The 12,111-nt window shown below is 68.2% G+C and carries 15 protein-coding genes; 6 read left to right on the top strand and 9 right to left on the bottom strand.

Going from position 1 to position 12,111, the window contains the following annotated elements; genetic code table 11:
- Positions 1–60 precede the first annotated feature (60 nt).
- Both ACOYW6_RS13170 and ACOYW6_RS13175 read left to right on the top strand, forming a co-directional pair.
- Positions 61–2,097: an amidohydrolase family protein gene (locus ACOYW6_RS13170; RefSeq protein WP_423141757.1), complete on the top strand. Its 2,037-nt coding sequence runs from the start codon at positions 61–63 to the stop codon at positions 2,095–2,097.
- Positions 2,098–2,173: 76 nt separating this feature from the next.
- Positions 2,174–2,344, top strand: coding sequence for a hypothetical protein (locus ACOYW6_RS13175; RefSeq protein ID WP_423141758.1), 171 nt, complete (start codon positions 2,174–2,176; stop codon positions 2,342–2,344).
- Here ACOYW6_RS13175 and ACOYW6_RS13180 read toward each other — a convergent pair.
- From ACOYW6_RS13180 to ACOYW6_RS13220, 9 genes are all read right to left on the bottom strand, one after another.
- Positions 2,341–2,871 (bottom strand): hypothetical protein, encoded by a 531-nt coding sequence (locus ACOYW6_RS13180; RefSeq protein WP_423141759.1) that lies wholly within the window; start codon positions 2,869–2,871, stop codon positions 2,341–2,343. The two genes, ACOYW6_RS13175 and ACOYW6_RS13180, sit on opposite strands and share 4 nt — an antisense overlap.
- Positions 2,868–3,644 carry an exodeoxyribonuclease III gene (gene xth, locus ACOYW6_RS13185; protein WP_423141760.1) on the bottom strand — a complete coding sequence of 259 codons (777 nt, stop codon included), beginning with the start codon at positions 3,642–3,644 and terminating at the stop codon, positions 2,868–2,870. The genes ACOYW6_RS13180 and xth overlap by 4 nt, the downstream gene beginning before the upstream one ends.
- The gene (locus tag ACOYW6_RS13190) at positions 3,641–3,841 is read right to left on the bottom strand and encodes a DUF3606 domain-containing protein (protein WP_423141761.1); all 201 of its coding nucleotides are present in this window, start codon (positions 3,839–3,841) and stop codon (positions 3,641–3,643) included. The genes xth and ACOYW6_RS13190 overlap by 4 nt, the downstream gene beginning before the upstream one ends.
- A 50-nt stretch (positions 3,842–3,891) precedes the next feature.
- Positions 3,892–4,674 carry a sulfite exporter TauE/SafE family protein gene (locus tag ACOYW6_RS13195; protein ID WP_423141762.1) on the bottom strand — a complete coding sequence of 261 codons (783 nt, stop codon included), beginning with the start codon at positions 4,672–4,674 and terminating at the stop codon, positions 3,892–3,894.
- Positions 4,671–5,096, bottom strand: coding sequence for a TIGR01244 family sulfur transferase (locus ACOYW6_RS13200; protein ID WP_423141763.1), 426 nt, complete (start codon positions 5,094–5,096; stop codon positions 4,671–4,673). The genes ACOYW6_RS13195 and ACOYW6_RS13200 overlap by 4 nt, the downstream gene beginning before the upstream one ends.
- 2 nt (positions 5,097–5,098) lie before the next feature.
- Positions 5,099–5,545, bottom strand: coding sequence for a DUF6691 family protein (locus ACOYW6_RS13205; protein ID WP_423141764.1), 447 nt, complete (start codon positions 5,543–5,545; stop codon positions 5,099–5,101).
- Positions 5,545–5,976: a YeeE/YedE family protein gene (locus ACOYW6_RS13210; protein WP_423141765.1), complete on the bottom strand. Its 432-nt coding sequence runs from the start codon at positions 5,974–5,976 to the stop codon at positions 5,545–5,547. The genes ACOYW6_RS13205 and ACOYW6_RS13210 overlap by 1 nt, the downstream gene beginning before the upstream one ends.
- Before the next feature lie 10 nt (positions 5,977–5,986).
- Positions 5,987–6,916 (bottom strand): MBL fold metallo-hydrolase, encoded by a 930-nt coding sequence (locus tag ACOYW6_RS13215; RefSeq protein WP_423141766.1) that lies wholly within the window; start codon positions 6,914–6,916, stop codon positions 5,987–5,989.
- A 77-nt stretch (positions 6,917–6,993) separates the two neighbouring features.
- Positions 6,994–7,311, bottom strand: coding sequence for an ArsR/SmtB family transcription factor (locus ACOYW6_RS13220; protein WP_423141767.1), 318 nt, complete (start codon positions 7,309–7,311; stop codon positions 6,994–6,996).
- Between the two features lie 151 nt (positions 7,312–7,462).
- Here ACOYW6_RS13220 and ACOYW6_RS13225 point away from each other — a divergent pair, with 151 nt between their 5' ends.
- The 4 genes from ACOYW6_RS13225 (at position 7,463) to ACOYW6_RS13240 (ending at position 12,012) form a co-directional block, all read left to right on the top strand.
- Complete coding sequence (locus ACOYW6_RS13225) at positions 7,463–8,140, top strand: response regulator transcription factor (protein WP_423141768.1); 678 nt, start codon at positions 7,463–7,465, stop codon at positions 8,138–8,140.
- On the top strand, positions 8,124–9,518 hold the full coding sequence (locus ACOYW6_RS13230) for a sensor histidine kinase N-terminal domain-containing protein (protein WP_423141769.1): 1,395 nt from the start codon (positions 8,124–8,126) through the stop codon (positions 9,516–9,518). Before ACOYW6_RS13225 ends, ACOYW6_RS13230 begins: the two co-directional genes overlap by 17 nt.
- Positions 9,515–10,567 (top strand): ABC transporter substrate-binding protein, encoded by a 1,053-nt coding sequence (locus tag ACOYW6_RS13235; protein ID WP_423141770.1) that lies wholly within the window; start codon positions 9,515–9,517, stop codon positions 10,565–10,567. The genes ACOYW6_RS13230 and ACOYW6_RS13235 overlap by 4 nt, the downstream gene beginning before the upstream one ends.
- 104 nt (positions 10,568–10,671) lie before the next feature.
- Positions 10,672–12,012 (top strand): CitMHS family transporter, encoded by a 1,341-nt coding sequence (locus ACOYW6_RS13240; RefSeq protein WP_423141771.1) that lies wholly within the window; start codon positions 10,672–10,674, stop codon positions 12,010–12,012.
- The last annotated feature ends 99 nt before the right edge of the window (positions 12,013–12,111 follow it).

Consider the following 12,111-nt stretch of genomic DNA (forward strand, 5'->3'; position numbering starts at 1 on the left):
TGGCGCCGCGGTGGCCACATCGCGCTTTATCTGGCCGGCATGACCTGCTCTAGTCGGGGAATGAACCGACTGTTGCCGCTCGCCCTCGTCCTGGCGCTTCCCGCCTGGAGCCACGCCGCCGCCGACACGGCGCGCTACACAGCCATCTTCGGGGGCAAGAATGTCGGGCACTTGTGGGCCGACACGCAAGGTACAAAGACCACGGTCGATTACGACATCAAGAACAACGGCCGCGGCCCGACGATCGCGGAAACGATCACGATCGGTGCCGATGGCCTGCCCACGGCCTGGAACGTCACCGGCGCCACAACGTTCGGCAGCAAGGTGGCGGAAAGCTTCGTCCAGCGCGGCGGCCGGGCCGAGTGGGTCGATTCGACGGGGAAGGGCGCCGCCGCGGTGCGCACGCCCGCGATCTATGTCTCCCAGGCCGGCAGCCCGTGGGCGGACCAGGTCTATGCCACCGCGCTGCTTGCCCGCACCGGCATGACCATGCCAGCACTGCCCGGCGGTACGCTGAAGCTGGTCAAGGGCGACACCCTGACGGTCGATGGCAAGGGCGGACCATTGCAGGTCACCCGCTATGACCTGACCGGCATCGACACGACGCCCGAGACGATGCTCCTCGACGCCCAGGGGCGACTGTTCGCCAGCCTTTCGCCCGATTCGATCCTCGTGCGCGAAGGGTACGAGGGCGAGGAGGTACGCCTGCGCAAGCTGGCCGCGGACTGGAGCACGCAGCGCTTCGTCGATATCCAGAAACAGGTCGCGCACACCTACGACGCGCCCACGCGCATCCGCAACGTGCGCCTGTTCGATCCCAAGTCCGGCAAGCTGACGGCGCCGGTGTCGGTTCTGGTATCGGGCAAGACCATCGCCGCGGTAGAGCCTGCGAACAGTCCGGCTACGCCCGGCGAGGTGACGATCGACGGCGCCGGCGGCACGCTGGTTCCCGGCATGTATGAAATGCACGGCCACCTGGGGCAGGACGGCGCGCTGCTCAACCTGATCGCCGGCATCACCACCGTGCGCGACATGGGCAACGACAACGCGGTTCTGGCCAAACTGATCGACCGCATGGATTCGGGCGAGATCGGCGGGCCGCACGTCATTCGCTCGGGCTTCATCGAGGGTAAAAGCCCGTTCAGCGCCAACAACGGCATCCTGGTCGACAGCGAGAAGGCGGCCGTCGACGCGGTGCGCTGGTATGGCGCGCGGGATTTCTGGCAGATCAAGATATACAACAGCATGAACCCGGCCTGGGTGCCCGCAATGGTAAGCGAGGCGCACCGGCTGGGCCTGCGCGTTGCCGGCCACGTCCCCGCGTTCGCCACCGCCGACCAGATGATCGCGGCCGGCTATGACGAGATGACGCACATCAACCAGTTCATGCTGGGCTGGGTGATCGCGCCGCAGGAAGACACGCGCACGCTGTTCCGCCTGACCGCGCTCAAGCGTTTGCCGGCGCTCTCGCTCGACGATCCCAGGGTGCAGCACACGATCGACCTGATGGCGAGCGGCCACAAGGCCATCGACCCCACGCTGGGGATCCACGAAAACCTGCTGCTCAACCGCGACGGGCGCGTCCCGGTGGGGGCGGTGGACTACATCGATCATCTGCCGATCGGCACGCGCCGCAACCTGATGAAGGGTTGGATCGACGTGTCCAAGCCAGGTGACGGCGCGCTGTACGAAGGGGCCTGGGACAAGCTTCTGGCGGTGACCAAGACGCTGCATCAGCGCGGCGTGTTCATCGTCTTCGGCACCGATACCGGCGGCAGCTTCACGTATCATCGCGAGCTGGAGATCTACCAGGACAAGGGCATCATGACCCCTGCCGAAATCCTGACTCGCGCCACCCTCGATAGTGCGCGCTACACCGGGCAGGACCAGCGCCTGGGTTCGATCGAAAAGGGCAAGCTGGCCGATTTCTTCCTTGTTCCCGGCGATCCGACCGCGTCGATCAAGGCGATCAAGACGATCCGCATGGTCGTGAAGGACGGCACGTTCTACTATCCGGCCGAAGTCTATCCCAAGTTCGGGATCAAGCCGTTCGCGGCGGCGCCTGAGGTGACCGGAGCGACGCCGGCGCAGCATTGAATCGGCGCCCTCGCAGTAAAGCGCGGCCGGAACCGCCGCCAGCCGGAGCGCGTTGCATGGTTTTGAGGCTGAAACCATGAAACAGAGCAAACCGCTGGAACCGGAAACCGAAAATTCCTCGCTCAACTCGGAGATCGAGGCGGCGACCGAGATTCAGTCGAGCGTGCGACCGGAGGACTATCCCCTCGATCAACGAGCGCGCATCGACCCCGCCCGCAAGGGCGGCCCTTCGAAGCGCAAGGGCTAGCCGCTCCATTCGTCGAGCGCATGGCGGTAGCGGTCGGCAAGCTCGTCGCGGCGCTGATGAAGGCGCTTCAATTGCGCTTCCTGCCGCGAAATCAGCAGGTCCTTGCGCGCGCGCAACTGGTCGATCCGGATATCGATCTCGCGCAAGCGCCGCTCGCCTTGCCGCGATGCATCCTCGATGGCGGCTTCGGCCCGGCCAAGTGCAAGACGGCTTGGCCGCGGCTTGCGCTTGATCGGCGCAGGTTTTGCCGGCTGCGCCTTTCCGGCCGGTTTCGCCGCCGGCGTGGAGGCGGCCAGATGCTCCGCCAGCGATCCGCGCCGGACCCGGATAACTTCGCCCGGCCTGGCCAGGGGCGCGGCGGCAAGGCGCTCGTCCGTGACCATCCGGGCCGCCCCGCGCGCAAACAGATCCTTGCTCGTCCCCCAGGCCGCCAGCGCGGCTTTCTGGCTTTTCGCGGCGACATAGGCATCCTCGAAGCCGATCGCGGTACAATAGACCTTCAGCCTGCCGCGCCCCGCCACGATCACGCGTCCGCCAACTCGGCCCAGACCGGGCAGTGGTCGCTGGTTTTCTCCCAGCCGCGAACCTCCAGGTCGACCTCGGCCTGGCGCAGCCGCGGTGCCAGCTGCGGCGAAAGAAGGATATGGTCTATCCGAAGCCCGGCATTGCGGGCGTAAGCGTTACGGAAATAGTCGAAGAACGTGTACACCGTCTCGCCGGGATGGAGCGTCCGCAGGGCGTCGGTCCAGCCCTGGCCGACCAGCCGGGCGAAGGCATCGCGCACTTCCGGCGCGAACAGCGCGTCTTCCTGCCAGCGTTCGGGCTTGTAGACGTCAAGCGCGGTCGGCATCACGTTGTAGTCACCGACCAGCGCTATCGGCAGGCCTTGTGCATGAAGGTCGGCGGCGTGACGTGCGAACGCCTCGAACCAGCGCAGCTTGTAATCGAACTTGGGACCGGGACGCGGATTGCCGTTGGGCAGGTACAGGCAGCCGACGATGATCCCGGCGACCGCCGCTTCCAGGTATCGGCTGTGCGCGGGATCGGGATCGCCGGGGAGACCGCGGCGGGTTTCGTGAATGTCGCCGACCCGGCTGAGGATGGCTACGCCGTTCCAGCTCTTCTGACCGTACCAGACCGCGTCGTAGCCAAGGTTGCGAATAGCATCGATGGGGAAGCGTTCATCGGGAGCCTTCAGTTCCTGCAGGCAGACGACATCGGGCTGGCGTTCGGTCAGCCACCGCAACAGGACCGGGAGCCGCCCGTTGACGCCGTTTACGTTGTAGGTAGCGAGCTTCACCCGGTCGTCGAACCGCCCGAAAGCGCGGCTGCGGCGCGGTCCAGCGTCGCCCTGTCATTGCCGTGCTGTTGAATGAGGTCGCGGGCCTGGTCGAGCGAGATGCCGTGCTTGCCGGCGAAATAGCTCAGCTCGTAATCCTGGTCGCCGGCAACACGGCTACGGTCCTGCTGCGAGGTGATGTCCTTGCTGTCGGGCATTGTCGATCTCCTGTCGTTTTCGACAACATCGCAGTGCGCCGCCGGTTCCGCTACATCGCCCGCGCACTGCGCCACAGCACGTACGCCGCGACAGCAAAGATCAGGACCGCGAAAACCAGCGTCAGCCGGCCCTTGTGTTGCGACAGCCCACGCGCCGCCATCGATCCCAGCACGCTGCCGCCAAGGCCGCCGGCAATGAATGCCAGCGCCAGCGGCCAGTCGACCAGCCCGGACAGCGCGTAGTTGGCCGCGGTCGTCACCCCGAACGCGGTCACCGCGATCAGCGACGATCCCACCGCATTCAGCATCGGCATGCCGGTGGCGGCGATCAGGCCGGGCACGATCAGGAATCCCCCGCCGATGCCGAAAAAGCCCGAGAACAGTCCCGCGCCCGCGCCGTATCCGACCAGCTTGCCGGCGTTTTCACGGCCAAGCCGCACTTCGGGATCGCCGGCGGCGCCCCGTCGCCTCAACATGACGACGCCCACGACGATCATCACTACCGCGAACAGCGCCAGCAGCTTCTGCCCGTCGAGCGCCTTGCCGAGCGTCGAGCCGAGCGCCGCGCCCGCTATGCCCGAAGCAGCGAAGACTGCGGCGCACCGCCATTTCACCGTGCCGGCCCGCCAATGGCTGACGAGACCCGATGCGGCGTTCACGGCCACGGCCAGCGCGCTGGTGCCGATCGCCATGTGCGGGTCGCGCACGCCGACGAGGTAGACCATCAGCGGCACCGCGAGGATCGACCCGCCCCCGCCGACAAGGCCAAGGACGAAGCCGACCAGCCCGCCCGAAAACACGGCCAGCCCGTAGTGGACGGCGTCCACGGTCACCGGGCGGCTTCCCTGCCGAGGCGCGGTCGCAGGCTCGCCAGGTCGAAACCGGCTTTGGCCGCGGCGGCCAGGACCCGGTCGGCGCCGTGTTCGCCGGCGCGCGACAGGGCCCACAGCGAGGCGGCGCGCATGCCGGACTTGCAGTAGGCCAGGACAGGACCGGGGTTATCGTTCAGCGCCTTGGCGAAGGCGGCGACTTGTTGATCGGTGATCTGCCCGGGGACGACGGGGATGTGGACGTAGTCGAGGCCGAGGCGGCGCGCGGCGGCCTCGACCTCGGCCGACCCGGGCTGGCCGGGTTCTTCGCCGTCGGGCCGCGCGTTGACAATCGTCCGGAATGTGCCGGCCAGGGCCGGTAGGTCCTGAGGCGAAACGAAACTGCAGACGGAGACGTCTTCCGCCAGGGGCTTTGTGTCGGTCACGGTCATGATCCTTTCGAGGCAACGTGGTGAAAATCGCGCCAGTCGTCGTAGAGGCGGTGCAGGATCATTCCGGCGATCATGGCGGCGGCGAAAAGCCAGCTCTGCCACGCTCCGAATGCCAGGCTTGCCAGCGCCGGCCCGGGGCACAGGCCGACAAGGCCCCAGCCAACGCCGAACAGGGCGCCGCCCGCAAGCAGACGGGCATCGACGGTGCGGATCTGCGGGATGCAGAATTTCTCGGCCATGATGGGCCGCTTCATCCTGCGGACAAGCAGGTAGGCGATGGCCGATGGCACGAGCGCGGCGGCGAGGACGAACGCCAGCGCCGGGTTCCAGCGCCCGCCGACGTCGAGGAAGCCGAGGACGCGGGCCGGGTCCGTCATGCCCGAAATCGCCAGGCCAGCGCCGAACAGCAGGCCGACGATCAATCCCGGAAGGCCGTGTCGCATCAGCTCGCTCCCAGTACGTGACGGACCACGTAGACGGTAGCGATCCCGGCGGCCATAAATGTCGCCGTTGCCGCCAGCGAGCGTGGTGAGAGCCGCGCCAGTCCGCAGACCCCGTGGCCGCTGGTGCAGCCGTTGCCGAGCCGGGTGCCGAACCCGACCAGCACACCGCCGGCCGCCAGCACCGGCACGGATGACGTGATCGTCACCTCCGGCCGGCCGAGCAGGGCGGCGACCGTCAGTGCCCCCAGCGGCAAGCCGGCGGTGAACGCCGCGGCCTGGCTCCACGGCGGACCCTTGTCGGCGATCCGCAAAGCCGCCGCGGTCATGCCGCTGACCCCGGCGATCCGCCCGGACAGGAGCATCAACAGGCCCGCGGCGGAGCCGATCAGCAACCCGCCCAGTACGGCAAAGGCGATAATTTGGAACGTCATCATGGCACCCTCACAGCAGATTGAGCGGCAGCTTGAGGTAGCGCGTTCCGTTCGCCTCGGGCGCGGGCAGTTGGCCGCCGCGCATGTTGATCTGCACCGATGGCAGGATCAGCCGCGGCATGCCCAGCGTGGCATCGCGCGCGGTTCGCATCGCGACGAACGCCTCCTCTGAAACGCCGTCGTGCACGTGGACGTTGGCGGTTCGCTCGGCGCCGATCGTGGTTTCCCAGGCGAAGGTTTCCCGGCCGGGCGCCTTGTAGTCGTGGCACAGGAACACCCGCGTATCGTCGGGCAGGGCCATCAGGCGGCGGATCGAGCGGAACAGCTGGTGGGCATCGCCGCCGGGAAAATCGGCCCGCGCGGTTCCGTAGTCGGGCATGAACAGCGTATCGCCGACGAACGCGGCGTCGCCGATAAGGTACGTGAGGTCCGCCGGGGTGTGGCCGGGTACATGCAGGGCGATCAGCGGAATCCCGCCCACCATCAGGACGTCGCCATCGCCGAGCAGCCGGTCGAACTGCGATCCGTCGCGGGCGAAGGCGCTGCCTTCGTTGAAGACGTCGCCGAAGACGTCCTGCACCGCCACGATGTTCCGGCCGATCGCCAGCGTGCCGCCAAGCTGTTCCTGCAGGTAGGGCGCGGCCGAAAGATGGTCCGCATGGGCATGCGTTTCGAGCAGCCAGTCGACCTGGAGTCCGTGTTCGCGAACATAGGCGATGATCGCGTCTGCGAACGGGGTCGACGTGCGGCCCGACGCCTGGTCGAAATCGAGCGCGGAATCGATGATGGCCGCGCGGCCGGTTTCCGGATCATGGACCACGTAGCTCGCGGTGAAGGTCGGCTCATGGAAGAAGCTGCGCACGGCCGGGGCGCGCAGGTCGCCGCGCCGGATCTCCTCCACCTGGCTGGCGGCATTCTGAAGAACGGGATCGTCGTGCATGTGTCTGGTCCAGGGTGTGAAAGGGACGATGTGATCGGCTAATATTCGCGCCGCGATCCGGAATGCTCCCAGGGCGGCTAGGCAAGGTCCGGGCAATAGAGCTCGTGCAGAACGTGCAGTACGCGTAGCGCCCTGGGATCGGCGACCCGGTAGCGCAGGCTCTGCGCCTCGCGCCGATAGGCCACCAGGCCCTGCTCGCGCAGCTTGGCAAGGTGCTGCGAAAGCGCCGACTGGCGAAGGCCGACGCGGTCCACCAGTTCGCCTGCCGCCAGTTCGCCGCAAGCGGCCAGGTGGCACATCACCAGGAGCCGCGGCGCGCTGGAAAGGGCGCGGAGCAGGTCCGCCGCTTCCCCCGCATTGGCGGCAAGGTCATCAAGGGTGTCGGTCGCAGCCATGCAGCCCATATATTCGTATTATCTAATTTAGCAATACCTAAACTACATGGTGCCTTGCGCAAGGATTGCGCGGCCGGGCCCGACAGTGCACCCATGTGCGTCGCGCGCAGGGCGGGCGAGCCGACGATGAACCAGCCGAGCGGGACGGGCGATGCGGGTACTTGTGATCGAGGACGACGAGCATCTCGGCGCCGCCGTGGCCGACTGCCTGCGCCAGTCCGGTTATGCCGTCGACTGGGAGCGCGACGGCGCCGCTGCGAACGACCTGCTGTCATACCAGGATTACGACGCGGTCGTGGTCGACATCGGCCTGCCCGGCATGGACGGCATCGCCATCCTGCGGGCGATGCGCGCGCGCGGGACTCGTACCCCGGTGCTGATGCTCACCGCGCGCTCGGCCATCGACGACCGCATCGACGCGCTCGACATCGGTGCCGACGATTACCTCGCCAAGCCGTTCGACGTGCGCGAATTCCTGGCCCGGTGCCGGGCGTTGCTGCGCCGATCGAGCGGCGAGGCGAGCGACCGCATAGAGCTCGGCAAGCTGACGTTCGACGGCGTCGCCAAGACGGTCACCATCGACAACACCCAGCTGCTGCTCCCGAACCGCGAGTTCCGCCTGCTCGAAATCCTGCTGCGCCGGCGCGGCCGGCTGCTCGACAAGGACCAGATTGCCGCGCAGCTGTTCGATTTCGACCATGACGCGGGGCCCAACGCGATCGAGGTCTATATCGCTCGCCTGCGCAAGAAGCTGGCCGGCGCCGCTGTGATCCGCACCGTGCGCGGCCTGGGTTACGTTATCGAGCCGAGCGATGTGGCGGCCGGCTGACGCGGGTTCGATCCGCGGGCGCTTGCTTACCCGGCTGGGGCTGCTGTTCGCGGCGGGGATGATCGCGCTGTACCTGGCGGCGACGTCATACGCGCGGTTCGCTGCCGATAGTTCGTTCGATCGGCTGCTGCTGGGCAGCGCCGGGTCGATCACCGAGACGCTGTCGGTCACCCCCGGCGAAGTGCGGGCCGACATTCCCTATTCCGCGCTCGACATGCTGGCGGCGGCGCCCGACGACCGCGTGTTCTACCGCGTCATCGGCACCGACGGCGCGACGGTAACCGGCTATGCCGACCTGCCGGCGGGCCCCGCGTTGTCGGCGCGGGCGCGTGAGACCGGCGCGCCGCGCTTCTTCGATGCGGTCTACCGGGGCGAACCGGTGCGGTTCGTGATCATGGGGCGCGAAGTACGCTTTGCCGGCCGCTCGGGCTGGATCCGTGTCCAGGTCGGCCAGACGCGCGAGGCGCGCAGCAGCCTGGCCCGTTCGCTGACCATTCGGGCGCTGTTGCCGATCCTGGCGATGACGATGCTCGCGGGGGTGGTGGTGTGGCTGACTGTGCGGCGCGCGGTGCGCCCGCTGGAAGCGGCGGGCGCGCACATCGCCGCGCGCGAGGCGAGCGACTTGTCGCCGATCACGGCCTCGCTCCCGCGCGAAGTCGTCCCGCTGGTGGCGGCGATCAACGCGTTCATGGCGCGGCTCGACGGCAATATCGAGGCGATGCGCGGATTCATCGCCGATGCCGCGCACCAGCTGCGCACACCGCTGACGGCGCTGCTGGTGCAGCTGCGCTCTGCCGAAACCAACCGCGGGGCGACGCGCGACGCCAGCATTGCCGCCGCGGGCCACAGCGCGACCCGGCTGGCGCGCCTGGTCGACCAGTTGCTCAGCGATGCGATGATCACGCACCTGGCGGAGCAGCGCCGCGCCGCGCCGATGGACCTGCGCCGCACGGTCGAGCAATCGCTTCAGGACAGCCTGCAAATGGTTCAAGATGCCGACGTGCGGTTCACCACCGATCTCGACGCTGCGCCGATGATGGGCGACGCGGTCATGGTGTCCGAGGCGATCAAGAACGTGGTCCACAATGCCCTCAAGTACGGTACCGGCAATGACGGCGAGACGCTGGTCGAGCTGCTTCTGGCGCGTGCCGGCGATCGCTACGCCCTGTCGGTCCAGGACCGTGGCCCGGGCATCCCGGCGGACCGCATCGACCGGATCGGCGAGCGGTTCGAGACCGGCAGCGGCTCGCGCGGCGGCGCGGGGCTCGGGTTGGCGATCGCTCGGCAAGTGATGAGCAGGCATGGCGGCACCCTGGCGGTTACCAACCGCGACGACGGTCCGGGCCTGCGTGCCGTGCTGGCGTTTCCGGCGGCATGAACCGGCGCGGGATCCTGGCTGCGGGGATGCTGCTGGCGGCGGCGAGCTGCCACTGGCCGGCCGGACGCGACGCCGCGCCGCGCGGGGTCGTGACCGTCTACAGCACGACCGATACAGCCATCTTTCGCCCGGTCATCGCCGATTTCCGCCGCCTCCATCCCCAGGTCGACTTGCGCTATGTCGAGCTTGACGCCGCGCCGCTGTTCGACCGTTTTCTGGCCGAGGCCAATGGCGGCTCCCCGGTTGCGGACCTGGTGTTCAGCTCGGCGATGGACCTGCAGGTCAAGCTGGTGAACGACGGCTATGCGCAGCCGCACTATTCCGCCGCCGCCGAGACGCTGCCCCCCGCCGCGCGCTGGCGCAGCGAGATTTTCGGGCTGACGTTCGAGCCGGTGGTGATGGTCACCAATCCCGACCTTCTCGCCGACAAGGATACGCCGCGCACGCGCTTCGACCTGGTCCGGTCGCTGCGCGAGCGGCCGGGATTCTGGCGCGGCAAGGTCGGCACTTACGACATCACCCGCAGCAGCGTCGGCTATCTGCTGGCAGCGCAGGACGCGCGGCAAAGCGGCGAATTCGGCGCGCTGGTCGAATCGCTTGGGCACGCTGACGCGCGCACGTATGCCAACACCGCGATCCTGCTGGACGACATCGCCTCGGGACGCGTGGCGCTGGGCTACAACGTGCTCGGCTCTTATGCGCAGCGCCGGATCGAGCGCGGGGCCAGGCTGCGGATCGTCTATCCGGAGGACTATACGCTGGCGGTGGTGCGCGCCGCGTTCATTCCCCGCCGCGCGCCCAACCCGGCGGGCGCGCATGCGTTCCTGGAATATCTGCTGTCGGTGCGCGGCCAGCGCATCCTGGCAACGCGCAGCAACCTTGCCGCGGCGAGCACGGCGGTGGCGGGGCCTTACGGCCGGCTGGGCGTGCAGGGCGCCGCGGTCGGGCCGCTGCGACCGATCCCGATCGGGCCGGGCCTGCTCACCTACCTCGATCGCCAGAAGCGGGAACGGTTCCTGACCAATTGGCACACCGCGCTCGATCGCTGACAGCGGCGACAGCCTGACGACAGTTTCGCACGCTAGGACCGGCGCGACGCGGTGATCCGCCCCTCCATGCAGAGGGTCGGACGCCGGGGGGCGAGGAGCGTGACGTGCTGGCAATTTCCGGATTCGCGATGGTCGCGGCGTTCATGGCGCTGATCATGCTCAAGCGCCTGACGCCGCTGGCGGCGCTGGTGGTCGTGCCGGTCGCGACCGCGCTGCTGCTGGGGACCGCCCCCGGCGCCATCGGCAAGATGGCGATGGAAGGCATCCTGGCGCTGGCGCCGACCGGCGTGATGCTGATGTTCGCGATCCTGTTCTTCGGCGTGATGATCGATTCCGGGCTGTTCGACCCGGTGGTCGGCTGGATCGTCCGCCTGGTAGAAGGCGACCCGATGAAGGTCGTGGTCGGCACCGCGGTACTGGCGGCGCTGATCTCGCTCGATGGCGACGGTGCCACCACCTACATGATCACGGTCGCAGCGATGCTGCCGCTGTACCAGCGGCTGCGAATGAACCCGCTGAACCTGACCTGCGTGACGATGCTGGCCAGCGGCATCATGAACATGACGCCGTGGGGCGGGCCGCTGGCGCGCGCGGCCAGCGCGCTCCACGTCGACCCCGCCGCGATCTTCCTGCCGATGCTGCCGGCGATGGCGCTGGCGCTGGCGGGGCTGCTGGGGATCGCCTGGCACCTTGGCATGGTGGAGCGCCGGCGGCTGCGCTTCGGCACCGGCGCCGTCGCGGCCACGAACCCGGTGCCCGGCGACGACCTGGTGGAAGACACCGCCCTGCTGGCCGATCCGGTTACTCACCGCGAAACCGCGCGCCCGCGGCTGGTTTGGGTCAACGCTGCGCTCGTCGCCGCGCTGATGGCGGCGCTGATCGCGCAGGCGCTGCCGATGGCCGTGCTGTTCATCCTCGGCTTCGTGGCCGCACTCCTCATCAACTATCCGCGCATGGCGGACCAGCGCGAGCGGTTGGTGGCGCACGCCCCGAACGCCATCGCGGTGGTCTCGATCATCTTCGCGGCCGGCATCTTCACCGGCATCCTCAACGGGACCGGAATGGTGGCGGCGATGTCCGCGGCGTTCGTGGGCGCGGTCCCGCCGCAGCTTGGCCCGGCGCTGGCGCCGATCACCGCCGCGGCCAGCCTGCCCTTCACCTTTTTCATCTCGAACGACGCGTTCTACTTCGGCGTGCTGCCGATCGTGGCGGAAGCAGGCGGCCATTTCGGCATCATGCCGGCCGAGATGGCGCGCGCCTCGCTGGTCGGCCAGCCGGTCCACATCCTCAGCCCGCTGGTGCCCAGCACCTTCCTGCTGGTCGGGCTGGCGGGCGTCGAACTGGGCGATCACCAGCGCTTCACGCTGAAATGGGCGCTGCTGATCTGCCTGCTGATCGGCGCCGGGGCGATGCTTACGGGCGCATTCGGAATGGGCGCGGGCTGAGCGGCCGCAGGGCGACAGGTAGCCGACAGCAAGCGCTGATAGAGTTGACGCAAGAAACGAAGACCGGCCGCACCGCGGGACAGGTTTCGACACATGGGA

The sequence above is a fragment of the Parablastomonas sp. CN1-191 genome, assembly GCF_049354825.1.
Taxonomy (GTDB): Bacteria; Pseudomonadota; Alphaproteobacteria; order Sphingomonadales; family Sphingomonadaceae; genus Novosphingobium.